Origin of the sequence: Saccharopolyspora sp. CA-218241 (genome assembly GCF_050954615.1) — a bacterium.
GTDB lineage: Bacteria > Actinomycetota > Actinomycetes > Mycobacteriales > Pseudonocardiaceae > Saccharopolyspora > Saccharopolyspora cebuensis.
The window spans coordinates 679,705-703,644 of record NZ_CP191860.1; the positions used below are offsets into that span (position 1 = coordinate 679,705).

14 protein-coding genes, 1 tRNA gene and 1 pseudogene are annotated in these 23,940 nt (G+C 71.1%); 11 read left to right on the top strand and 5 right to left on the bottom strand.

The window, feature by feature from the left end; genetic code table 11:
- Window positions 1–13 precede the first annotated feature (13 nt).
- From ACQP0T_RS03470 to ACQP0T_RS03480, 3 genes and pseudogenes are all read right to left on the bottom strand, one after another.
- Window positions 14–1,621 (bottom strand): annotated as a pseudogene (locus ACQP0T_RS03470) (thiamine pyrophosphate-binding protein); the annotation flags it as partial.
- The gene (locus tag ACQP0T_RS03475) at window positions 1,614–4,310 is read right to left on the bottom strand and encodes an aldehyde dehydrogenase family protein (RefSeq protein WP_433871265.1); all 2,697 of its coding nucleotides are present in this window, start codon (window positions 4,308–4,310) and stop codon (window positions 1,614–1,616) included. The pseudogene ACQP0T_RS03470 and the gene ACQP0T_RS03475, both read right to left, overlap by 8 nt.
- A gap of 54 nt (window positions 4,311–4,364) precedes the next feature.
- A complete protein-coding gene (locus ACQP0T_RS03480; protein WP_433871266.1) occupies window positions 4,365–5,321 on the bottom strand; it encodes a ribonucleotide-diphosphate reductase subunit beta in 957 nt (318 codons plus the stop codon).
- 737 nt (window positions 5,322–6,058) lie between these two features.
- Here ACQP0T_RS03480 and ACQP0T_RS03485 point away from each other — a divergent pair.
- The 9 genes from ACQP0T_RS03485 to ACQP0T_RS03525 all read left to right on the top strand — a co-directional run bounded on the left by ACQP0T_RS03485 (window position 6,059) and on the right by ACQP0T_RS03525 (window position 18,542).
- On the top strand, window positions 6,059–6,709 hold the full coding sequence (locus ACQP0T_RS03485; RefSeq protein ID WP_433871267.1) for a GNAT family N-acetyltransferase: 651 nt from the start codon (window positions 6,059–6,061) through the stop codon (window positions 6,707–6,709).
- 28 nt (window positions 6,710–6,737) lie between these two features.
- On the top strand, window positions 6,738–9,374 hold the full coding sequence (gene lanKC, locus ACQP0T_RS03490) for a class III lanthionine synthetase LanKC (RefSeq protein ID WP_433871268.1): 2,637 nt from the start codon (window positions 6,738–6,740) through the stop codon (window positions 9,372–9,374).
- A gap of 557 nt (window positions 9,375–9,931) precedes the next feature.
- Window positions 9,932–11,407, top strand: a complete 1,476-nt coding sequence (locus tag ACQP0T_RS03495; RefSeq protein WP_433873581.1) for an MFS transporter — start codon at window positions 9,932–9,934, stop codon at window positions 11,405–11,407.
- 3 nt (window positions 11,408–11,410) lie between these two features.
- Entirely contained in the window at window positions 11,411–12,931 is a 1,521-nt protein-coding gene (locus tag ACQP0T_RS03500) for an MFS transporter (protein WP_433871269.1), read from the top strand.
- Window positions 12,932–13,079: 148 nt separating this feature from the next.
- Window positions 13,080–13,280, top strand: coding sequence for a hypothetical protein (locus ACQP0T_RS03505; RefSeq protein WP_345367196.1), 201 nt, complete (start codon window positions 13,080–13,082; stop codon window positions 13,278–13,280).
- 117 nt (window positions 13,281–13,397) lie between these two features.
- Window positions 13,398–14,393, top strand: coding sequence for a DUF4429 domain-containing protein (locus ACQP0T_RS03510; RefSeq protein ID WP_433871270.1), 996 nt, complete (start codon window positions 13,398–13,400; stop codon window positions 14,391–14,393).
- 38 nt (window positions 14,394–14,431) lie between these two features.
- Window positions 14,432–15,364: an ACP S-malonyltransferase gene (locus tag ACQP0T_RS03515; protein WP_433871271.1), complete on the top strand. Its 933-nt coding sequence runs from the start codon at window positions 14,432–14,434 to the stop codon at window positions 15,362–15,364.
- Window positions 15,361–16,662 carry a cytochrome P450 gene (locus tag ACQP0T_RS03520; RefSeq protein ID WP_433871272.1) on the top strand — a complete coding sequence of 434 codons (1,302 nt, stop codon included), beginning with the start codon at window positions 15,361–15,363 and terminating at the stop codon, window positions 16,660–16,662. Before ACQP0T_RS03515 ends, ACQP0T_RS03520 begins: the two co-directional genes overlap by 4 nt.
- Entirely contained in the window at window positions 16,659–18,542 is a 1,884-nt protein-coding gene (locus tag ACQP0T_RS03525; protein ID WP_433871273.1) for an FAD/NAD(P)-binding protein, read from the top strand. Before ACQP0T_RS03520 ends, ACQP0T_RS03525 begins: the two co-directional genes overlap by 4 nt.
- Before the next feature lie 52 nt (window positions 18,543–18,594).
- Here the strand turns inward: ACQP0T_RS03525 and ACQP0T_RS03530 are convergent, their stop codons facing one another.
- A complete protein-coding gene (locus ACQP0T_RS03530) occupies window positions 18,595–20,172 on the bottom strand; it encodes an alkaline phosphatase D family protein (RefSeq protein ID WP_433871274.1) in 1,578 nt (525 codons plus the stop codon).
- 271 nt (window positions 20,173–20,443) lie between these two features.
- Here ACQP0T_RS03530 and ACQP0T_RS03535 point away from each other — a divergent pair, with 271 nt between their 5' ends.
- Both ACQP0T_RS03535 and ACQP0T_RS03540 read left to right on the top strand, forming a co-directional pair.
- Window positions 20,444–20,818, top strand: coding sequence for a cupin domain-containing protein (locus ACQP0T_RS03535; protein ID WP_433871275.1), 375 nt, complete (start codon window positions 20,444–20,446; stop codon window positions 20,816–20,818).
- A gap of 761 nt (window positions 20,819–21,579) precedes the next feature.
- A complete protein-coding gene (locus ACQP0T_RS03540) occupies window positions 21,580–23,667 on the top strand; it encodes a putative bifunctional diguanylate cyclase/phosphodiesterase (protein WP_433871276.1) in 2,088 nt (695 codons plus the stop codon).
- A gap of 113 nt (window positions 23,668–23,780) precedes the next feature.
- On the opposite strand, the gene ACQP0T_RS03545 is transcribed toward ACQP0T_RS03540, so the two are convergent.
- A tRNA-Arg gene (locus ACQP0T_RS03545) sits at window positions 23,781–23,853 on the bottom strand.
- Window positions 23,854–23,940: the final 87 nt, after the last annotated feature.

Sequence of the window (23,940 nt, forward strand, 5' to 3'; positions counted from 1 at the left end):
GGACTTCCACCACACCGGGCGTTCCACCGGCGGCGGCGGCCACCGCCGCCGCGAGCACGTCGTCGAGCTCCGCGCGCCGCTCGACGACCACGTGGTGCACGCCGGGCGTGCGGGCCAGCGGTTCCTCGCCGCCGGCGAAGGCGAACCCGGTCAGCGGCGGGTCGTGCTGGTCGGCCTGCTGCTGCAACCAGCCGTAGCCGCCGTTGCGCAGCACCAGGTAGCAGACCCCGATCCGCTCCCGCACGAGCGTGCGCAGGTCCGCGGCGAAGAGGCCGAACGCGCCGTCCCCGACGAGGGCGAGCACCGGGCGGTGCGGCTCGGCGAGCTTCACCCCGGCCGCCGCCGCCGCGCCGAAGCCGAGGCTGGTCTGCTCGGAGGGCACCACGGAGCCGCCCGCGCGACCGCAGCGGTAGACCGGGAAGAAGTAGGACCACATGTCCTGCAACCCGTTCTCCTGGACCAGGACCCGGTGCTCCGGCACGACCCGCTGCACGGCGGCGAGCAGTTCCGCGACGCGGAGCGGCCCGCCCGAACCGGCGAACCGGTCGAGCGCCTCGCGGTGGGCGTCGTGGAGCCGCCGCCGTGCGTCGGTGACCTGCCGGGTCCACACCGCCCGGCTCTCCGGGGTGCCCAGGTCGTCGGCCAGCCACTCCTCGACGACCCCCGCGGCATCCCCGGTGAGGCACGGCCCGGAGAAGTCGGCGGCGAACTCGTCGCCCGCGATGTTGACCTGCACCACCGGCGTGGTGTCGCCGATCGTCTCCGGCCAGCCGAGGGTGGCGGTCTCCTCCAGCCTGCTGCCCAGGCTGACCACGCAGTCCGCGGTGGACCACAGCGACGCGGTCGAGGACGTGGCGTAGAGCCCGGACAACCCGAGGAAGTGGGGGTGGTCCTCGTCCACCGCGCCGCGCCCGGAGGCCGTGCAGAAGATCGCCGCGCCGATGCGCTCGGCCAGCCGCTCCACGACGCGCGCACCGTTGCGGTGCCGCATCCCCCCGCCGACGAGCAGGACCGGGCGCCTCGCCTCCCGCACCGGCTGCGACGCGGACGGCTCGTGCCGGGTGCGGACCGCGCCGGACACCACCGGTCCGCCGCCGCGCACCGCGACGGTGGCCTCCAGCAGGTGATCCGGTACTTCCAGGTACACCGGGCCGGGGGCGCCCTGCGTCGCGACCAGCAGCGCGCGCCGCAGCGCGGGGACCAGCCGGTCGGCGTGCTCCACCCGGTGCGCCCACTTGGTCAGCGGCGCCACCGCGGAGAGCTGGTCGAGCTCCTGGAACGCCCGCGCACCGCGGTGCGGCGCACCGGTTCCCGAGCCGATCAGCACCACCGGGGCGTGCGAGTACCGGGCCTCCAGCAGACCGGTGGTCGCATTGGTCACCGCCGGACCCTTGCCCACGACCGCGACCGCGGGCGTTCCGGTCTGCACGGCGTGGCCGGTCGCCATGAACAGGGCGTTGCGCTGGTCCCGGCACAGCAACAGCCGCGGGGGTGCCGCCGACCGCCGCAGCGCCGCGAGCAGCGCCAGGTCGTCGCCGGGCAACCCGAAGAGGGTGCGGACCCCGTTCTGCCGCACCACTTCGAGCACCGCGTCCCACGCTCCGGTCCCGTGCTCAGGCATGTCCGGCCGCCCCGACGAGACGGCGGCCGCGCGCCGCCGGACCGGTCTGGCCCAGGTAGTCGGCCACCGCCTTGGAGACCAGCAGCGGCTCCGCCACGCGACGGGCGCCGAGCGCCGCGTAGTTCGCGACGATGCCGCGACCGCCGAACGGCACGTTGCCGTCGTCGTGGTCGACCAGCGTGCTCTCGGTGGTCACCTGGTGCCGCTTCTCCAGGAACGCGACGACCTCCGGCACGTCGCCGTACACGGTCGCGCCCATCGCCCGGTCGACGTAGAACGGCGAGCCCAGCACCGACAGCAGGTCGTCCGGGGTCGAGTAGCGCACCACGTTGAAGATCGGCGCGAACATCTCGGTGGCCGGTGCCTTCGGGTCCAGCGGCAGGTCCAGGACCGTCGGCCGCAGGTGCATGTCGATGATGTTGACCTCGCCGCCGGAGACGATGTGCCGGGCGTTGCGGCGGAGGTAGTCGAAGGAGTCGGCGAAGGCGTCCAGGTAGTACATCGAGCCGTAGTCGCTCGTGGTGTCCCGGTTGTCGCCGTGGCGCAGCTTGGCGACGTAGTGGCACAGCGCGGGGACGAACACGTCGGCGATCGACTCGTGCACGAAGATCCGGTCCGGGCCGAAGCAGTCCTGCCCCGAGTTGATCATGCGCACGTCGATCAGCGCCGGGATGGCGCGGCGCAGGTCCGCGTCGGGACCGACGATGAACGGGTTGACCCCTTGGCCGAAGTAGAGGAACAACTGGTCGGACCGCAGTTGCGCCCGGACCTTCTCCGCGTTGTGGTAGGTCCCGGTGAGCACGACCAGTTCCGACTCGGCCACCGGGCCGGAGAGGAACTCCCGCTGGGTCATCGAGCAGTCGTGGATAGGCAGGTTGTGCGCGGGCGAGAGCAGCTCGTGCAGCTTGCGCGTCAGGTCCGCCACCTTGCTGGAGGCGCGGAACCGGACCTGCCCGCAGTACAGGCTCGGGATCAGCAGGTACAGCACGTACGAGTACAGCGGGATGTTCGACGGCATGAACACCGCCGCGCCCTCCAGCGCCCTGGGCCGGTGCCGCAGCAGTTCGTCCTGCGCGCCCTCCAAGGTCCGGATGCACAGGTCGATCTCGCCGTTCACCGTCGCGTGGTGCGAGACCTCGGTGAGCAGCTCGTGCACCTGGGCGCGCTGCGCGTGCAGGAACTCCACGACGGCGCGCAGCGCCCGCAACCGCTCCGGGTACGGGATCGGCGAGGTGCCGGGCGCGTCCCCGCCACCGCCGCGCGCGATCCCGCGCAATTCCTCCGCGTCCACCTTCCCGTTGAGGTTGAGCGGGAACTCGGGCACCACCACGACCCGGTTGGGCCGCTCGTACTCGGCGAGCTCCGCGGCGAGCCGGGTCCGCCAGTACCGCGCGTCGCGGTCGTGCTCGTCGGCCACCACGAACACCAGCTCGCTGCCCAGTCGCTCGTTGTCGAAGGGGACCACCCGGACCGGGCAGCCGCAGCGCTCGGCCTTCTCCACCAGCGCGTCGGGGTAGATCGTGTGCCCGAGGCGGTGCACGGCCTGCTTGCGGCCCACCACGGTCAGATTGCCCTGGTCGTCGAGCCAGCCGAGGTCGTTGGTGCGGTACTCGCGGTCCTCGACCGGCACCGGCTCGCCGTCGGGCCCGAGGGTGGCGTTCAGGTAGTCCGGGGTGCGGACGACGATCTCGCCGTGCTCACCCGGTGGCACCGGAGCGCCGTCGTTGTCCACGACCGCGATCTCGACGTCGTCCAGGGCCCGGCCGACCCCGCGCGGGTCCTCGCCCACCGCGAGGGCGATGTTGCCCGCTTCGCTGGTGCCGTACCCGTCGAGCAGCGGCTTGCCGATGATCGTCCGGAAGCGCCCGCTGAGCGACGCGGGCAGCGGAGCGCCGCCGACGCACCACATCCGGACGCTGGCGAGCGCGTCGTGGTACCGGTTCCGCTTGCTGCAGATGGCGAGCATGGTGTCGTAGCTGGACGGTGTCGCGTCGACGACCGTCACGCCGTGCTCGGTGATCCGGTCCAGCGCCAGGTCGAGCCGGGTGGAGGGGCTCACCACCAGGGTGAATCCCGACCACCACCAGAGCAGGACGATGGACAGGCCGTACTGGTGCGAGAACGGCAGCAGCGGCATCAGCACGTCGTCGGCGGCGTAGCCCATGCGCCGCTGGGTCCGTTCGATGTTGCGCCGCACCGAACCACCGGACCGGACGATGCCCTTCGGCTCCCCGGTGGTGCCCGAGGACCACAGGACCAGCCCGTCGTCCCGGCGGTACCAGGCGTCGAACGACAACGCGTCCTGCACGTCGGCGAAGGCGTCGATCGGCCTGCTCAGCCGCACCTCGCTGAGCACGTTCTCCAGCGAGATCACCGTGATCCCCGGTGCGTCGGGCACCACCGTGCGATCGCACAGCAGCCGTCCCGCCTTCGCGTGCGCGATGCTCCTGCGCAGCTCCCCGGCGGACTGCCGGTGGTCGACCAGCACGATGGAGGCGTCCACCGCGATCAGCGCGAGCAGCGCCACCACGAACTCGGCGGAGTTGCCCGCCGAGAGCACCACCCGGTCACCGGACCGGATGCCCTGCCCGCGCAGCCGGGACGCGAGCAGCGCGGCGTCCCACGCCACCTGGTCGCGGGTGACCACGCCGTCGGCGGTGACGATGCCACCGTTTCCGTTTTCCCCCATGTCATTTCGCCTTCCTAGTCCCGCGAGCGGGAATGTCGGGTGTCGTAGGCGGTTTCAGCTCGAAGTCGGGTGCGCGTCCGCGCCGGTGCGCGCCGCACCGGTCGCGTCGGCTATGAGGCGCTCCTGGAATTTCTCGTCGATCCCGACCAGCCGCAGGTGCCGGCGCAGGATGTCCAGGCTCATCCGGCGGAAGTCGCGGTTGGTCCCGGCCGAGGTCTCCTGGTCGATGCGCAGCGCCAGCGGAACGGCCAGTTCCAGGACCTCGCAGATGTCGTCGTGGTAGCCCTCCAGGACCCCGGTGCGCAGCGCGTGCAGGCCGAAGCCGACGTGCCGCGATTCGTCCCGGCACATGGCGGTGAACGCGGTCTTGACCCCGTCGAGCAGGTCCACGTCGCGCAGCGCCCGGACCAGGACCCGCTGCCCGACCAAGGCCAGCACGCCTTCGGTGACCAGGTGGAACAGGGCGACCGCCCGCAACCACTGCCGGTAGTCCAGCGGTCGGTGCTGGAGGTCGCGGACGATGCCCGCCTCCAGCAGGCTGAGCTCGCGGTGCGCCGGCGCGGCGAGCCGCCAGCTCTCGGCGAGCATCCGCCCGGGGTCGGCGTCCATGCCGAGGATCTCCTCGCCGAGCCGGAAGACCAGGTGCGTGTGCCGGGTCTCGTCGGCGATCTGGGTGCCGAGGAAGACCGAGTACCGCTCGTCCGGTGAGCCGCTGATGATCGGGCCCAGCATGTCCAGCCCGGTGTACTCGCCGATGATGAAGGTCGCGATCGACTCGGAGACGACCTTGCGGAACCCCTCGGGCAGCAGGCGGTCGAAGTTCTCCCGGTCCCGCTCGAGCGGGATGTCCACAGCGGACCACTGCTGGCGTTCCCACCTCTCGTACAGCTCCGTGGGCTTCAGCCGCTGGGCGGCCACCAGGTGCGCGTGCTGCATCACCTCGTCGAGGGGCAGTCCGGGCATCGCGCCGAGCGACGCTTCGTCCATGAGCAGCGGAGTCCAACGACTCATCTCAATCCTTCGCACAGCATCGGGTCGGGACCCATTCGTGCCGCGCGGCACGAGTGGGCCCATCGCAAGACTTCGACGGAGGGCCTGCGCACCGCGGGGACGCGCGATCGCGCAGGGACTGAGACTGAAGAGGCTCCGATTGCGGAGAGTGACCACAGTGAAGCAGTGCCCCCCGACTGGGTCAAGCAGATTGCCGAAATGCTGCGGTTCTGTCGACTTGGAGCCACCGATGTGGCGAGAACAAGCCAGGTCGTCCTCCGAACGGCCCAGTAGTGTCCCGATCGAACCGCTCGGTTTGCTCGTTCGGCTTGACGCGCTCCGGCCCCGGCTATAACTTTCGCGGCGACTGGAGGGCCTCGTGCTGGGGACACGAACCGCTCGGGCCGGACTGGGGACTGGATTACTGGGGACAAGCTCTACTGGGGACTTGGGGTACTGAAAAACTGGGGATGCCGGGGTACTGACGCAGGCCGCGCAATGCCGATCCGGGAAAAACGCGAAAGCGTGGGAACGTTCACGCTGGGACCGCGCTTCGCCGTCGGCGGCGACGACCAGGATGTGCGCTCGACCGAGCGCCGACTGGAAGCCGCTATCGGACGACGCGGCACTGCGCCGACGAATAGCCGAACAACTACGGACGACCGGGAAATGCGGGAAACGCTTCGAGCGGACCCGTGCACCCGTCGTGCGCGGGGGAAATACGAACCGGGAAGACGGTGGCAATGCAGGGAAGACTAGTGCGCATCGAGTGGGCGACCGACGACGACTACGCCCTCATAGCGAGCTGGCTGAAACCGCTGTCGCCGGCCGCGGCGATGACCGCGGACACTCGCGAGTTCCTCACGCCGGCCAAGGTCAAGGCGGCGAACGAGGACGGCAACGTGCGTTTCTTCATGGCTCTGACCAGCGACGGAGAACGGGTCGGCGCGGTCAACTACCGGCCGGTCAACAGTTCGGGCTCCTACAGCCTCGGCGGCGTGGTCGGCGACTGGAAGAAGTGGAGCCGCGGTTACGGCGCGGAGGCTTTCGGGCTGGTCGTGGAGCACCTGTTCAACGGGCTCAACGCGCATCGCGTCGAATTCTCCACGGCCTCGTACAACAAGGAAACGCTGAAGATCCTGACCAAGGGCGGGTTCGTTCTTGAAGGCGTGCTGCGCGATTACCACTTCCTCGACGGCATGTACTACGACCGCACGGTGTGGTCGATCCTTCGAGAGGAGTTCGAGGAGTACGCGGCGGCGAACGCCGAGCACTTCCCGGTGATCGACGCGATTTCTGCGGAGGACAAGCGGAAGGCGCGGGAACTGCTCGGCGAATACCTAGCGAACGACCCGCCGACCTCCTTGCGCGACTTCGACCGGCGGAGCGGCCGCGTGCGCTCGTACTGATCTCAGCTCGGTTGGAGGTGAAGCACGCATGCGTGAAGACCTGGAACTGTATTCGCTCGCGGATCGTTTCTTCTACGAGGCGCCCTCGCGTTGGCGGGCGGCGGAGAGCACGTTCGACCGCGCCGAGAACGGGGACCGGGACGGCTGGACCCGCGGTGGGAACGGCGATTGGTGCATGTTCCGCCCGGTGGACCTGGAATTGCCGGACCAGGGGTGGAAGATCCACATCTCGGCGACCCCGGAGAACGCGGAGCACGTGCTCGACGTGGTCGCGCGGTACTGCTTCGGCGCGGGCATCGCGTTCAAGTTCCTGCGCACCGAGCGGTTGGTGACGGCCTACAGCCTGAAGTACGCACCGCGCTCGGCGAGCGGGAAGCTGCTCACCCTGTACCCGGTCGACGACGCGGAGCTGAAGACCGCGGTCGACGCGCTGTCGGAGGCGTTGGCAGGCCAGCGCGGCCCGTACATCCTCAGCGACCTGCGCATCGGCGACGGTCCCGTGTACGTGCGGTTCGGCGGGTTCGCGCCCCGGTACTGCTTCACCGAGGACGGTGAGCAGGTGCTGGCCGTCGAGCGCCCGGACGGGGCGCTGGTACCGGACGACCGGCGCCCGTTCTTCGCGGTGCCGGACTGGGCGCCCACCCCGGACTTCCTGGCACCGCACCTGGCCGCGCGCCGCGCGCAGTCGGCGGCGCTCGACTACCGGATCGTGGAGGCGCTGCACTTCTCCAACGGTGGCGGCGTCTACCTCGCCGAGCGCACCGGCGATGGCCGCGAGGTCGTGCTCAAAGAAGCGCGCCCGATGGCCGGGCTGGATTCGGCGGGCCGGGATGCGATCGCCCGCCTGGACCACGAGGTCCGCGCCCTGCGGAAGCTGGCGGAGGTCCCGGGCGTGCCGCGCGTGCACGAGGTCGTCGACGTGTGGGAACACCGCTTCGCGGTGCTGGACCGGATCCCCGGCATGACGTTGCAGGCGTGGGGCGCGCTGCACCACCCGCTGGTCGGTCCCCGGGGAGATCCGGGCGCCGAGCGCGCCTACGTCGAGCGCGCGGTCGCGGTCCTGCGCCGGGTGGTCGACCTGGTGCGGCGGATCCACGACCGCGGCGTGGTGTTCGGCGATCTGCACCCGGCCAACATCCTGGTCGACGAGGACGACCAGGTGGGGCTGGTCGACTTCGAGGCCACTTCGAACATCGCCGAAGCGCGGCGGCAGCACATGGGTTACGCGGGCTTCACGGACCCGGACGCGCGCGGCGCGGAGATCGACGAGCAAGCCCTGGCCGTCCTCGCGCTGTGGTTGTTCGTCCCGTTGACCAGCCTCAGCGCGCTCGCCCCGGGCAAGGCGGGCGAACTGGTCGCCGCCGCCGAGGATCACTTCGACCTGCCGCCGGACGTGCTCCGGCTGATCCGCGGCCGCGCACGTCCGCCCGCGCCGGGATCGGAGGTCGCCACGGCGCCGGAGGCCCGGTTCACCGATGCGCCGGGTCGCGAAGCCGCGTGCGAGTCCCTGGCGCTGGCCATCCGGGCCAGCGCCACCCCGGAGCGCGACGACCGGCTGTTCCCGGGTGACGTGCCGGGATTCCACAACGATGGCACCGATTTCGCCTTCGGCGCGGCCGGAGTGCTGTGGGCGCTGCGGACGACGGGGCGGCCCGTCGACCCGGCGCACGAGCAGTGGTTCGTCGACCGCGCCCGGCGGGCGGCGGAGCGCCCCGGCTTCTTCGACGGCGCGCACGGCGCCGCGCACGTCCTCGACCTGCTCGGGCATCCCGAGCTCGCCGACGAGCTCGTCGCCGGAGCCGCCGGGGACGTGGCGAGTACGCGCGACGTCAGCCTGTTCAGCGGATTGGCCGGCATCGGGCTGAACCACCTGCACCTGTCCGGCGACGGGCACCTCGAACGCGCGTGGGAGATCGCCGACCGGCTCGCCGAGGCCGTCGAGAGCGGGCGGCCGCACGGGATCGACTCCACCGCGCAGCGCGCCGGGCTCAGGAAGGCCGGGACCCGCGGGGGTCTGCTGCGCGGGTGGACCGGTCCGGCGCTGTTCTTCCTCCGGTGCTACGAACGGACCGGTCGGCGCCGGCACCTCGATCTGGCGGTGCGCGCCCTGCACCGCGACCTCGACCTGTGCGTCCGGCGCCCGGACGGAACGCTCCAGGTGGACGGCGGATTCCGCGTCCTGCCGTACCTCGACGTGGGGTCGGCCGGCATCGGCCTGGTCGCCGAGCAGGTGCTGCGGCACGTGCCCGACGAACGGATCTCGGCGAGCGCGGCCGGCCTGCACGACAGCAGCCGCAGCACGCTCGTGGTGCAGTCCGGTCTGTTCAACGGCCGGGCCGGACTGCTGGCGGCGTCGGCGCGGCTCGCCGACGGCACGGGTGCGGAGCCGCCGGAACCGGTCGCCGCGCACCTGGCGGTGCTGCACTGGCACGCGCTGAGCTATCGCGGGCACCTGGCATTTCCCGGCGAAGGCAATTTCCGGCTCGCCATGGATCTCGCCACCGGGAATGCCGGGGTGCTCGTCGCGCTCGCCTCGCTGGACGATCCGAGCGTTGCACCGCTGCCGTTCCTGGCGCCCGGGAGCGTTGTCGGTGAATCGGTTCGCGACACCGGAGAAAATGCGGCGAAAATACGCCGAACGGCTTCACGGCCGGGTGGTCCTTGATATTCTTCCACTGTCCGCGTCGAGATGAAGTCCGCGGCGCGGGGGTCGCTATTTTCGAGCTATGGAGACACATCATGGCCATTCTTGATCTGCAGGCGCTGGAGACCACCGCGGCCGAGGCCGAGGTGCCGGGTAGCACCGCCAGCTACAACTGCTGAGACCCCGCCGCCAAAAGCGCGGTGGAGAACTGCGAGAGGAAATGAGGAGGTGACCACTAGTGTCCATTCTTGACCTGCAGGCGCTGGAGACCAGCGCGGCCGAGGCCCAGGTGCCCGGCAGCACCTGGAGCAGCGGCTGCTGATGATGCCGCCGCGGAAAACGCGGCGGAGCAGCCGTGAGCGATCGCCGGGTGGCGAGTAGGGCGGTTCGGTTTCGACCTACATGCGCTGGAGGGCGGAGCATCCGCTCCGGGATGCCGACGTCCTGTTCGCCACCAGGTGTTCCGCCGGTCCGGCCCGACGGCTGGACCGGCGGAGTCGCCGCCCGGCGGTGCGCGGGTGCAATACTGCCCCGCGCCGCTCTTTCCACGCTGCTCCTCCGATGGAACAGGAACGATGATGACCGACAGTGCCGATCGGCAGCGATTCCCGCGATCAGAACGAGTCTTCTATTCGGCCGCTTTCGCCGGCGGTCCCATGGAGGTGCTCGAATTCATCCTGCCGCTGTACAGCGGAGCGATCCTGGGTGCGTCTCCTGCCGAAATTGGTGCGCTCGTCGCGGTCTGCGCGGTAGCCGCATTGGTGACGCGGCCGCTCTGCGGAATTCTCGTGGACCGCGCCAACAAGATCGCGGTCGCCGCCGCCGGTGCGTTGCTGCACGCCGGATCGCTGATCGGATTCGCCTGGGTCGGCGGATTGGCCCCGGCATTCGCGATGGCGGCCCTGAGCGGTATCGGTGGCTCGTTCTTCTGGGTGGGGGTCCGCAGTTGGGTCGGCGCCGAATCCGACCCAGACGGGCGGGGTTTCGGCCGACTGCTCTCCTTCGAGGGGACCGGCGCGCTGATCGCCTACGTCCTGTGCTTCGTCGCGCTCGAAGACCTGGGTTACCCGGCGGTCTTCGCGCTCGGTGCGGCCTCCGGCGTGGTCGCCGCGGTGCTCCTCGGGTTCACCGTGCGCGCCGCGGCCGGGAAGCCGCTGCCCGAGCAGGACCGGCCAGGGGAGGACCGGCCCGCGGCCAAGGGCCTGCTGCCGTTCCTCGTCGTGTGCGGCGTGACCGCGGCGCTGGAAGCCGGGATGAGCCTGCTGCTGATCCTGCACCTGCAAACCGAGCACCAGTACGGCCCGTACGAGATCGCGTCGGTGCTGGCGCCCGGATTCATCGCGTTCATCGTCGTGCCGAACTTCGCGCACCACGTGCTGGCCCGGCTCGGCAAGCGGACCGCGGTCGTGCTGGCGTTGCTGGCCAGCGCGCTGGTCACCGGCGCGCTCGCGACGGAGCCCGAGCCTTGGGTGCTCGGCCTGGTGTGGATCCTCGCCGCCGCGGCGCTGGGAATCGCGTTGCCCGCCGAGCAATCCGCGGTCGCGGACCGCGCCGGTGCGCGGATCGGGCAGCGCATCAGCTACTACGAGACCGCGCAGCTGGCGGGTGTGGCCGCCGGGACGGCGGGCGTCGGAGCGCTCTACCAGAGCGCTGGGATCGCGATCACCGCAGCGGCGGCCGCGGTCGGCCTGGCGCTCACCGCTGCGGTGGTGCCGCGCGCCTGGCGTGCGCTGACCACCGAGGCGGCGTCCCCGGCGCGGGGCGCGGACACCCGGGTCCTCGACCGCGAGCACTCGCGCCGTCGCCGCCGCGACTGGTACTGGCACAGCGGCGTCTTCGTCGCCGGGCACGGGGTGCTCTGGCTGCTCGGCGCCTCGTCGTTGGCCGCCGGGTTCGGGGCGCCGCTGGACGGTCCCGAGTGGCTGACCACCGTCGGGCGCATCTGGGTCATCGTGTACCTGGTCGACGCCGCGGGCGCGCTGTTCTTCACGCTGTTCCCCCGCACCGCGAAGAACGCCGAGAACTCCGAGACGGCCCCCGACAACAGCGGCTGAGGCATGGCACGGCATCGAGCGGCGGCGGACCGGCCCACGGTCCGGATCCCGGCGGTCCCGGGAGGGGACCGGAAGCCGTACCGCACGCTGCTCGCCGGCTCCTCGATCAACGTCATCGGGGATGTGACCGGCACCGCCGCGTTGCCGCTGTTCGTCCTGGAGACCACCCAGGACCTCGCGCTCACCGGCTGGATCGCGGCGGTGAGCGTCGGCGGCTCGGTGGTCACCGGGCTGCTGCAGGGCCCCCTGGTCGACCGGCTCGGGTTCCGCGCCAGCCTGCTCGGTTCCAGCGCGTTCGCCGCCACGACCACCCTGGCGGTCTACCTGCTGCACAGCGCCGGCCTGCTGTCGCCGGCGCTGCTGCTGGTGCTCGCGCTCGTGCGCAGCATCGCCGACGAACCCGGCCGGGTGGCGATGTTCGGCCTGGTGCCGCAGCTCGCGGGGGCGGCCGGGGTGCCGCTGGAACGCGCCAACGCGACGCTGCGCACGGTCACCGCCTCGTCGAACCTGGTGGGACCGCTCGCCGCGGGCGGGATCGCGGCGTTCGCGGGCAGCGAGTGGACGATCCTGCTCAACGCGAGCACCGGGATGCTCGGGACGTCGGTGCTCCTGCTGCTGGCGCGCGTGCCGGATGCCGCGCCCGGGCAGCGATCCGGTCCGGAGGACGGGACGAGCTACTACCGGCGGTTCCGCGTCGGGCTCCGCTACTTGTTCCACGACAAGGTGCTGCGCACGCTGGTCGTGGCGACGATGGTGTTCGTCGCCTTCGACACCAGCTTCGCCTCCATCGGGCTGACGGCCTACGCGACCGAAGTCCTCCACCAGCCGGCCTTGTACGGGGCGTTGATCAGTGCCTTCGGCATCGGATCGCTGCTCGGTACGGTCGGCTACGGGATCATCGGGCACCGGATGCCGAAGCGCCGGACGTACCTGGGCGTCTACCTCGCCTTCGCCGGGCTGGTGCTCCTGCTGTCGATGCGCCTCGGCGTGGTGCCGACGTTCGTCGTGATGGCGCTGGCCGGGGTGGTGACGAGTCCGCTGGACATGCTCTACATGGCGGCGTTGCAGGAACGCGTGCCGAAGCGGTTGTTCGGCAGGGTCGTCAGCATCGCCAACACGGTCATGTCCGCGCCCGCGCCGCTGGCCGTTTCGGCGGCGACCGGGATGATCAGCAGCGTCGGCGTGCGGATGACGATGCTGGTGCTCGGTTGCTGCTACCTCGCGCTCGCCATCGGGCTGATCTTCGTCCGGCACCTGCACAGCCTCGATTCCCGGAGCGGCACGGCCGGGGCCGCCGAGGACGCCGAGGTGACGCGGCCGCTGCCGCGGGTGCGCGACGTCGCGCCGGTCACCCAGCCGATCCCGCGGGTGTTCGACGCGGTGTCGATGACCCAACCCATTCCCAGAATTCCCGATGCGGTGCCGAGCAGACGGGCACGGGTGCTCGCCGAGGACGCGGCGCCGACCCAGCCGCTCCCGCGCATCGGTGCAGGGCGCCGAGCGCCGGTCCGGAGGATTCGATGAGAATGTCGCATTTTGTGACCGTTGCCGTCGCAACCGGTTCCGCGCTCGCCGCGGGCTCGGTGCGGCGATATCACGAAAAAACCGCGTGGTGCGCGCGGGTGCTCTGGTAAGATCATGAACACCTATCGGATATGGAGGTGAAGCAATTATGTCCAACGTCAAGACAATAGCCATCGGCGTGGTCATGGTGGTTGTCGGACTCGTGCTGCGGTTCTACGGGGGTGATACCGAGATCGGCCCGTTCGAATTGCAGACGGTGGGGAACGTGGTGGCCATCATCGGGGGAGTTGAAATCGTCGTCGCCCTGGCCTACGTCTTCTTTCCGGGGAAGAACAAGAAGCTCGACTGAGCCGGTCCGCGAGTCGGCCGGACCAGGTTCGAGCTCGCTGTGCCGGGTTGGGCATCCTGGGGGTGTCCGACGCGCTGATCTGGACCAACGGGACTGGATCGGGCGTCGGGAGCGTCGGTGGCCGTCGCGGCGGCCACCGAGCTTCGCCGAATTGCCGGGGTGCGGATGAATTCCGCCGTTCGCTTGCCGGTGGTTTTTCCGCCCTGGTACGTTCACCGCATGGGACTGGGGTTGGAGCTGGTGGGGGCGAATGCCACGTGGGTATTCGAGCACGATCGCATCGAGATCAATTATTCGAGCGGACTCGGGCACCCTCGGCTGTTGCGCAAGCTGCGGCACCGGACGATTCCCTACCAGGCGATTTCGCGGGCCACGGCGGCCGGCGGCGATGGGAACCCGCAGTTGGTGCTCCACCTGCGTGTCGGCGCCGATCCGTTGACCGAAGTCGCGGCCGGGCAGCTTTCCGATGACACCGAGCCGCATCGGATCGAACTGGCGGAGAACCAGCACGAACTGGCCGGTTACTACGCGGACCACGTCAACGACCATTGCGCGCTGAACCCCGATTCCGCCGCACCCGCACCGCGTTTCCTCGTCGAAGTCGACCGGTCCCAGCGGCGGCTGAAGGGCTATGATGGCGAAGCCTTCTTCGACGGTTCCGCGGTCGAGTTCCAGTGGCACCCGGATGCCTCCAGCGCGAAGCACCGCGCGCCGCGGCGGCAGCACCCGGTGGCCGAACTCGCCGGCGTCGAGTGGGCCAAGCCCGGGCTGGCCTCCGGCCACCTCCTGCTGGTGCCGCACGGCGAGCGGGCCGACGCGCCGCCGGAGGACAACGCCCGGGCCCTGATGTTCGGCTTCGGCTACGGCGGCACCGCCGCTTCGCTGCCGTTCGCCGCGGCCGTGCTGGCCGCGATCCAGGCGGCGCGACCCGAAGCGCTCGACCCGGGGAACGCGGACGGGCGCCCGGCGTTGCCCGCCGCGCCGCAGCCGCCCCGGGAGTCGCGCGAGGACATCCTCGCGACGATCCGCGAACTCGGCGAGCTGCACCAGGCGGGCATCCTGAACAGCGCGGAATTCGAGCAGAAGAAGCGCGAACTGCTCGACCGGATCTGATCGCGGTCCCGCCCCGCAACGGAGAAAGGTGAATTTCGGTGCGCCGTGACGCGCTCTACTTCCCCGGTCTCGTGCCGACGAAGTTCTCGGCGGTCGAGGGCTTCCTCCGGACCAACGACTACGCGCGCAGCCGGATCTCGGTGGCCGACGAGTTCCTCGGCTACTCCCTCGTGGACTCCTACGCCACCGCGGAGGTCTACGACTGGGAGGTCTACGAGTCGGGCTTCCTGGTGCTCACGTTGGCACTCGCGGACTGGGCCCTCGACCACGTGGAGATCGACCCGGTCCTGTGCGGCGGCCAGAGCTTCGGCGCCATCATCGCCGCCGTGTTCTCCGGTGCGCTGTCCTACGAGGACGGACTGGCGCTGGTCCGCGGCAGCGCGGCGGTGGAGGTCGACTACTTCGACGCGCTGGCCGAACCCCTGGGCTGCTTGTTCTTCTACCGGCTGAACTCCCGGCAGGTGGACGACCTCGTCGCCGAGTTCCGCGCGGCCGGGCGCGACGTCGAGGTGTCGATCTACCTGGACGACTCGGTGCACGCCGTGTCAGGCCCGCTGGCGGACCTGGAGCCGCTGGCGGAGCGCATCCGGGAGTCCGGTGGCCACCCGTTCTACACGATGAACCGGTCGGAGCACTGCGCCAGCGTGCGCCCGCTGCGCGACCGGCTGGAAACCGAGGTCTACGACCAGGTCCGCTGGCGCGCACCGAGGTGGCCGATGCTCTCCGACGTCAGCGGGCGACTGCTGTCGGACCCCGAGGAGATCAAGCGGGACCTGCTGGACGGCTGGGTGACCCCGGTGCACTGGAGCACCGTGGTCGACGGGATGCGCACCGCTCGCGCCGACCACGCGCACATCGTCGGCCCCCGGAACATGTTCTCCCGGATCACGAACAACGCGTTGCCGACCGACGTGATCACGCCGAAGACGGTCGCCGACCGCGAACGCGCCCGCGAGGTGAGCACACCATGAGAACCCGATTACCACCTGGCCCGTCGACCCCGGCGCTGGTGCAGACCCTGCGCTACTGGAACGACCCGGAGGACTACGTCCGGCGGTGCCGCGCCGAGTACGGGACCAGGTTCACCGTCCGGGTGTGGCCGTTCGGCAGGATCGTCTTCCTCGCCGACCGCGACGACGTGAAGGCGCTGGTGCGCGCCGATCCGGCCGTCTTCCAGGCCGGGAAGGCCAACAGCTTCGGCGACGTCGTCCTCGGCCGCAGGTCGGTGTTCGTCACCGACGACGCCGAGCACGCCCGCAGCCGGGCGCTGATGATGCCCGCGTTCCACGGGAAGGCGGTGCGCGACCAGGTCGAGCTGATGCGCGAGATCACCGCGGCGAACCTGGCGGAGTGGCCGGTGGGCGAGCCGGTCCGCGCGCTGCCCGCGATGCAGGCCATCTCGCTGGAAGTGATCTCCCGCAACGTGATGGGCATCGACGACGCCGTGCTGAAGGAGCGCGTGCAGCGCTCGGTCCTGCGGCTGCTCTACTCCGGATCGTGGTTCGACGCGCTGCCCGGGCAGGTCCGCTTCGCCCGCCACCCGGCCCGCCTGCGCCGCAAGCGGATGCGCGCCAGCACCGATGCGCTGCTGGGCGAGCAGATCGCCGCGCACCGCCGCGATCCCCGGCTCGACGAGCGGACCGACGTCCTGTCGATGCTGCTGCGGGCCGATGTCGAGGACGGGCCGATGTCGGACGAGGAGATCCACGACCAGCTCGTCACCCTGCTGCTGGCCGGGCACGAGACGACCGCGACCGGACTCGCGTGGTGCCTGGAACGGCTGGTCCGCCACCCCGAGGTGCTGGCCCGGGCAAGGGCCGCGGCCGACTCGGGCGACGACACCTACCTGGACGCGGTGATCAAGGAGACGCTGCGCAGCCGGCCCGTGGTCCCGGAGATCGGCCGGAAGCTGTCGCGGGACGCCGAGTTCGCGGGCTACCGGATGCCCGCGGGCACCAACCTGTGGCCGAGCATCGACCTGCTCCACCGGTCGGCGGAATCCTTCCCCGAACCAGCGGGCTTCCGCCCGGAGCGGTTCCTGGAGAAGGGTGCGGTGGCGGACTGGATCCCGTTCGGCATCGGCAACCGGCGCTGCCTCGGCGCCACGTTCGCGCAGGTGGAATCCCGCGTGGTGCTCCGGGAACTGCTGCGCCGATTCGAGTTCGAGATCACCGACGCCCCCGGGGAAGCGGCGGTGCGGCGGCACGTGACGCTGGTACCGGACCGGGCGGCGACCGTGGTCGTCCGGCGGCTGCGCGGTGCGGCATGAGCACCGCCGACCGGGATCGGGCGATCTGCCTGGTCGGGGCGGGCCCGCGCGGCACCTCGGTCCTGGAGCGGTTGTGCGCCTGGGCAGCGCACCGGCCGACGGGGCGGTACCTGGACGTCCACGTCGTCGATCCGTTCCCGCCGGGCCCGGGGCGGATCTGGCGGCGCGCCCAGTCCGACCTGCTGCGGATGAACTCCACCGTCGCCGCCGTGCGGATGTTCACCGGTCCGGAGACCGCCGTGCACGGCCCCGCCGGCCCGCTGCCCTCGTTCGCTGAGTGGCTGTCGGCGGTGGCCCCGTACGAACTCCCCGCGGCGCAGGCGGCAGCGGCGCAGCGGTTGACCGGGGACTCCTTCGCGCCTCGGCCGCTGGTGGGGGAGTACTTCACCTGGGTGTTCGACCGAGTCGTCGGGACTGCTCCCGAGTCGGTGCGGATCGTGGTGCACCGGACGCGGGCGACCGACATCGCCGACGGTCCGGACGGCTCGCAGGTGGTGACGTTGGCCGATCGGTCCCGCCTGGTGGTCGACCAGGTCGTCCTCGCCCAGGGGAACTTCGAGTCGCGGGCCACTCCCGAGGAGCGGCGGCTGACCGAGTTCGCCGATCAGCACCGGTTGCGGTACTTGCCCTCCGGCTACGTCGACGAGGACCGGCTCCAGGAGGTGCCCGCCGGCGAACCGGTCCTGCTGCGCGGCTTCGGCCTCACGTTCGTGGACTGCATGGCGCTGCTGTGCGAGGGCAGGGGCGGCCGGTTCGAGCAGACCGACGACGGCCTGGCCTACCGCCCGAGCGGGCGGGAGCCGGTCCTGTTCGTGGGTTCCCGGCGCGGACTGCCGTACCACGCCAAGTTCGGCTACGCACTGCCCGCGGATCCGCAGCCGCTGCCGAGGTACTTCACCGCGGACGCGGCGCGGTCGCGCGGTGCGCCGCTGGAGTTCGGCCGCGACCTGTGGCCGCTGCTGTCGAAGGAGGTCGCTGCGGCGTACTACCGCGAGTTCTTCCGCGCGCGCCCGGACCGGGTCCGCGGTACCTGGACCGACTTCGCCGCCGCGCTGGCGGACCTCGACTGGGGCGGCCGGGAATGGGACGAGCTGGTCGCGAGGAGCGTGCCCGCGGAGTCCGACCGGTTCACCTGGGACCTGCTCGACGGGCAACTGGAAGGGACGTGGGGCGACGCCGAAGCCTTGCAGCGGGAGATCCGCCAGTACATCGACGACGACCTGCGGCACCGCTGCGACCCGGCGCACAGCCCGCAGCTCGCCGCGGTGAACGGCCTGCTCGCGGCGGTCGAGGTGCTGATCGAGCTCGTGGAGTCGGACGCCCTGTCCGCGCGTTCCCTCGTGCTGGAGCTGGAGAACGGGTTCCTGCCGCTGGTGAGCTTCGTGACCAGCGGACCGCCCCCTCGGCGGCTGGCCGAGCTGCTCGCCCTCTCGCGGGCCGGGCTGGTCCGGTTCCTCGGTCCCGACGTGGCGATCACCGCGGACCCGGAGCGGGGAATCTTCCGCGCCGCCAGCCCGGTGGTCCCGGACGTGGTCGAAGCCCGCTGCCTGATCGAGTCGCGGCTGCGCGCGCCGACCTTGCCCGACACCGGTGACGACCTGCTGCGTCGGCTCCGGGACCGCGGTGAATGCACGGCGCGGACGCGCTGGGAGGAGGGCGTCGGCTACACCACGGGCACGATCGGCGTCCGCGCGAGCGACCGCAGGCTGCTGCACGCGGACGGTCGTGCGCATCCGCGGCGGTTTGCGGTCGGCCCGTACGTGGCAGGGGTGCACGCGGCCGGGGACGGCCCGGTGGCGTCCGGGTTCTTCGAGAGCAGCGACCTCCTCGCGCGGTCGGCCCTGGGCGTCGTCGCGTCGCCGGAGCCCGCTCCGGTGTGACCCGGGAAGGGCGGCGTGCGGCCCGGGCACCGAGCAGCACGCCGCCCGGCCGTCACGCCTGGTTGAGCCCCGGCTTGCCGTCCTCGATGACGAACGACGCCAAGGTCTCCACCGGAGCGCCCGGCTTCGTCACGTACGGGACGACCCGGTAGTCCGCGCGCACCTCGCCCTCGGTGAACGTGGTGCGGATGTAGCCGCGCTGGTTCGCGTACAGCTTCACGTGCGGGTTCTCCCGCAGGTACGCCTGCTCCTCGGCGGTCAGCTCCGGCGAACCGTCACCGCCGCTGGTGATCGACGTGGTGGTCAGCTCGGTGGCGACCACCCGGTCACCATCGTGGACGTCGTTGGCCCAGTGCTTGTGGACGTCGCCGGTGAGCACCACCGGGTTGCGGGTCTTCGCCTGCTGCCAGCCCCGCATGACGCGCTGCCGGGAACCCACGTAACCGTCCCAGGCGTCCGGGTTGTAGCCCTTCTCCGCCCCGTTCTGCAGGTCGATCTCGGCGAACATGACCTGCTGGCCCAGCACGTCCCACCGGGCGCCGGACGACCGCAGGCCCTGCAGCAGCCAACGTTCCTGCTCCGCGCCGGTCAAGCTGCGCTTCGGGTCCGACCGGGCCGGGTCCTGCGTCGGGGACTCGTCGCCGCCGACCTGGTCATCGCGGTACTGGCGGGTGTCGAGCATGTGGAACGTCGCCAACCGTCCCCATTGGACGCGGCGGTACAGGCGCAGGTCGATCCCCTTCGGGATCTGCGCGCGGCGCAGCGGCATGTTCTCGTAGTACGCCTGGAAAGCGGCCTTGCGGCGCGCCAGGAAGTCCGGCTGCGGGATCTCCGGCTTCTCGTGGACCTCGTCGGCCCAGTTGTTGTCGACCTCGTGGTCGTCCCACACGACCACCCAGGGAGCCACCGAGTGCGCGTGCTGCAGGTCCGGGTCGGTCTTGTACTGGGCGTGCCGCTGCCGGTAGTTCGCCAGCGACACCGTCTCCGGGCCCCGGTGGTCGCGCGGATTCCCGCCCGGCGCGACGTAATCCCCGGCCTCGTACTCGTACTCGTAGTCACCGAGGTGCAGCACGAGGTCGGGGTGCTCCTCGGCGAGGTGGCGGTAGGCGGTGAAGTACCCGTGCTCGTACTGCGAGCAGGACGCGAACGCCATCGACAAGGTGGTCAGGGCGCCCGGCAGCGGCGCGGTGCGGGTCCGGCCGGTCGGCGACAGCGATCCCTGCGCGCGGAACCGGTAGAAGTACTCGCGGTCCGGGCGCAGACCGGTCAGCTCGACGTGCACGCTGTGGCCCAGCTCCGGGGCCGCCTGGGCCTCACCGCGCTGCACGATGCGCGTGAACCGCTCGTCCTCGGCGACCTCCCACTGCACCGGCAGCGCCTTGCCCGGCATCCCGCCCATGCCGTCCTCGGCCAGCGGGTCCGCCGCCAGCCGCGTCCACAGCACCACGCCGTCCGGGGCCGGGTCACCGGAGGCGACGCCCAGCGTGAAAACCTCACCGCGCCGCGCCGCCCCCGCTCCGGGTGCGGCGGCCACCGGGAGCGCGGCCGCGGTGGACAGCGCCGCAGCACCGGCCAAGGAGCCGCTCAGCAGCACGCTACGCCGCGAAAACTCAGGCACAACGACCTCCATCGTTCGGGAACCACCCCACTCTCAGCCAGAACGGTGAAGGCGTACCGCCATCCGCGTGAGCACCGGATGAACAGCACGAACGTCCCCCGCGCCCCGGACCGAGGAAGCCCGGCCGCCCGAGGGGAGCGCGCAGGTGCGATGCGGTCGGTCACGTGCCGGTGACGCGCGGTGACGCGGGCTGCGCTGGTCGGCGGCCGGGCAGAAAGCCCCTGGCCGGGGCGGTCCTGGCGGGAAAACAATGGCGGAGGCGGTCACCAGAGAGGAGCGGACCATGACCACACAGCACCGGCAGACCGTCGAACACCGAGGGTTCGACGCCCCGGATGAGATCCGGGAATTCGAACATGGGCGGGCCGAGGTCCTCAACATGGCCGACGGCGCCATCGGGCGCTTGGTGCTGCACCCCGGCTGGCAGTGGAGCCGGGACGTCAAGCCCATCGTCGGCACCGAGTGGTGCGAAGCCCCCCATTTCCAGTACCACGTTTCCGGGAAGCTGCGCGTGAGGATGTCCGACGGAGACGAGTTCGACGTCGGACCGGGCTCGATCAGCTCCCTGCCCCAGGGCCACGACGCCTGGGTCGTCGGCGACGAGGACGTCGTCCTCGTCGACTGGTACGGCGCCACCGACTACGCCAAGCGAGCCTGACCGCGCCGACGACCCGTGCTGCGTCCCGCGCCGTCACCAGGCGCGGGACGCAGCACGGGGTGTCCTAGTTGTAGAAGCCGGCGAAGTCGGAGACGTCGCCGAAACCACCGAGGGTGTCGGTGCCGAACTCGCCCACCTCGGTCAATCCGGGTGCGGTGTAGGTCGTGGTGCCCATCGCTCTCCTCGAACGTTCGCGGTGCGAGCGGCGGTGCCTCGGCCCTTCTGGCTTCACCTCGTCCTCACGTTCTGGACTGCATGGCGCTGCTGTGCGAGGGCAGGGGCGGCCGGTTCGAGCAGACCGAGGACGGCCTGGCCTACCGCCCGAGCGGGCGGGAGCCGGTTCTGTTCGTGGGTTCCCGGCGTGGACTGCCGTACCACGCCAAGTTCGGCTACGCACTGCCCGCGGATCCGCAGCCGCTGCCGAGGTACTTCACCGCGGACGCGCTGAGAGTAGGGCGTCGGCTACACCACGGGCACGATCGGCGTTCGCGCGAGCGACCGCAGGTTGCTGCACGCGGACGGTCGCGCGCACCCGAGGCGGTTCGCGGTCGGCCAGTACGTGGCAGGGGTGCACGCGGCCGGGACGGCCTTCGAGAGCAGCGACCTCCTCGCCCGGTCGACCCTGGGCATCGTCCCGCGCGACCTCGACCGGGTCGACGCCGCTGCGGGTGAGCGGTGCCCGGCGGAGTTGCCCCGCCCGTGGTCGCGGCTTACGTTCGTCGGACGAGCGCCGCGCCACGTCCGAACGCGGGGAAGCCTGGATGGACCACCACGGGACCGGAAATCACCGGAGCGAGGCCGTGCAGCTCGGGGCTGCGAAGATCTTCGCCGCGGAGGACATGCGCGAGTACGCGATCTTCTCGCTCGACGCGCAGGGCCGCGTGTCCAGTTGGAACGCCGGTGCCGAGCGGCTGAAGGGCTACCGCAGCGAGGAGATCATCGGTCAGCACTTCTCGATCTTCTACCGCTCGGAGCAAGTCGCTGCGGAATACCCGGAGTGGGAGCTGCAGCAGGCCGCTGCGAACGGGTTCTTCATCGACCGGGGTTGGCGGTTGCGCAAGGACGGGACGCGCTTCTGGGCGCACGTGGTGATCACGGCGCAGCGGAGTCCCGGCGGCGCGCTGGACGGCTTCATCAAGGTCGTCCGCGACGAGAGCGAGGCCGAAGCCCGCCAGCAGCGTTCCGAACGCAGGTTCACCGACCTGTTCGAGCTCGCCTCGACCGGCATCGCCCTGTTCGACGAGTCGGGCCGCTTCCTCGACGCCAACGGCGCCCTGTGCGAGCTGCTGGGATACCGGCTGCAGGAGCTCCGCGAACGCAGCGACCGCGACGTGCTGCACCCGGACGACGAGAGCGGTGGGCTGATCCCCCGTCCTCCCGACTCGGTGATCGGGCGGACGGGCGGACCGTGGCCGTACCACGTGCTGTCCCGCTTCGACGGTGAACCGGTGCTGTGCCAGCTCCACAGGGCGGCGTCGGTGCGCGACGACGGCAACCGCTCGTGGCTGGTGATCTTCCACGACGTGACCGCGCAGGTCCGGCACACCGAGGCGCTGCGCCACCAGACGACCCACGACGACCTGACCGGGTTGCTCAACCGCCGCGGGTTCGACGAACTGGTCTCCTCGCTGCTCCTCCGCGCGTCCCCGGGGCAGATCGCGGTGCTGTTCTGCGACCTGAGCAACTTCAAGCGGGTGAACGACGCCCTCGGTCACGAGGCGGGTGACGAGCTGCTCGTGGAGGTGGCCCGGCAGCTGGCCGCCGGCCTGCCGCCGAACTGCACGCCCGCGCGCTTCTACGGCGACGAGTTCCTCGTCGTGTGCTCCGACCTCGACGCCGTGTCGGGCATCGAAGCGCTGGTGGGCGAGGTCGCCGAGCTCTTCCGCATGACGGTGGCGCTGCACGACCGGCGGGTCCACCTGTCCGCGTCGGTCGGTGCCACGGTGGTGGGCGAACCCACCACGACCACGAGCGAGCTGCTGCGTTCGGCCGAAGCGGCGATGCTCGAGAACCGGGTGCGCGACCAGGAGGGGATCAACGTGGTGCACGGACGCGCGCACCGCACCCGGGCGGCCAGCGACCAGCTCGCGATCGAGGAGACGTTGCGCGAGTCGATCGAGGGCGACGAGGTGGACCTCCACTACCAGCCCATCGTCGACAACGGCGGGAACGTGGTGATGGCCGAGGCGCTGCTGCGGTGGCAGCACCCCCACTTCGGCCCGCTCACCCCCGACGTCGTCCTCGAGGTCGCGGAGCAGGGCAGGATGCTGGCCGCGCTGGACTGCTGCGTGCTGCGCACGGCGCTGCGCGACTCGGCCGGCTGGATCCGGCCGGACGGCCGACGGGTGAGCGTCGCGGTCAACCTGGCCGGGCTGCGGCCGGAACAACCGGGCTTCGTCGACACGATCTCGTCGTTGCTCGACGAGTTCGGCGCCTCCACGGAGGACGTCGTCCTGGAGATGGTCGAGACGGTGCTCGCGTCGATGGGGCCGGAACCCCGCCACGCGATGACCGAGCTGGTCGACGCCGGCGTGCGGTTCGCCGTGGACGACTTCGGCACCGGCTATTCCTCGCTCACCCGGCTCAAGGAGCTGCCCACCCAGATCGTCAAGCTCGACCGGGGGTTCGTCGCGGGCGTCGGCACGGACGCCGACGACCTCGGCATCGCGCGGGCCATGACCGAGCTGGTCCGCACGTTGCGGCGGTTCTGCATCGCCGAAGGCGTCGAGACCACCACGCAGCACCAGTTGCTCCGCGCGGTGGGTGTCGACGCCTACCAGGGGTACCTGTTCTCCGCGCCGCTGCCCGCCGACGAGTTCGGCACCTTCCTCCGCGAGGGCCCGCGGTAGGCGGGACCGGCGCGCGGCCCGGGGCGGGATCACGGACGTCATCCACGCGGACATCGATGCCCAAGCCGCTCCGTGGAGGACTTCCGCCGCAGGTCGGTGCTGGTGGTGGAGAGCGCCCCCGGCAGGATTCGAACCTGCGACACCCGCTTTAGGAGAGCGGTGCTCTATCCCCTGAGCTACGGGGGCGTGGTCGTGCGACCTCCTGGAGGGTACCTGCTGGCGGGGTGGGGTGGGACAGGCGGTGCCGGGGTGCCGGAACGGGGCCGTGCGCTG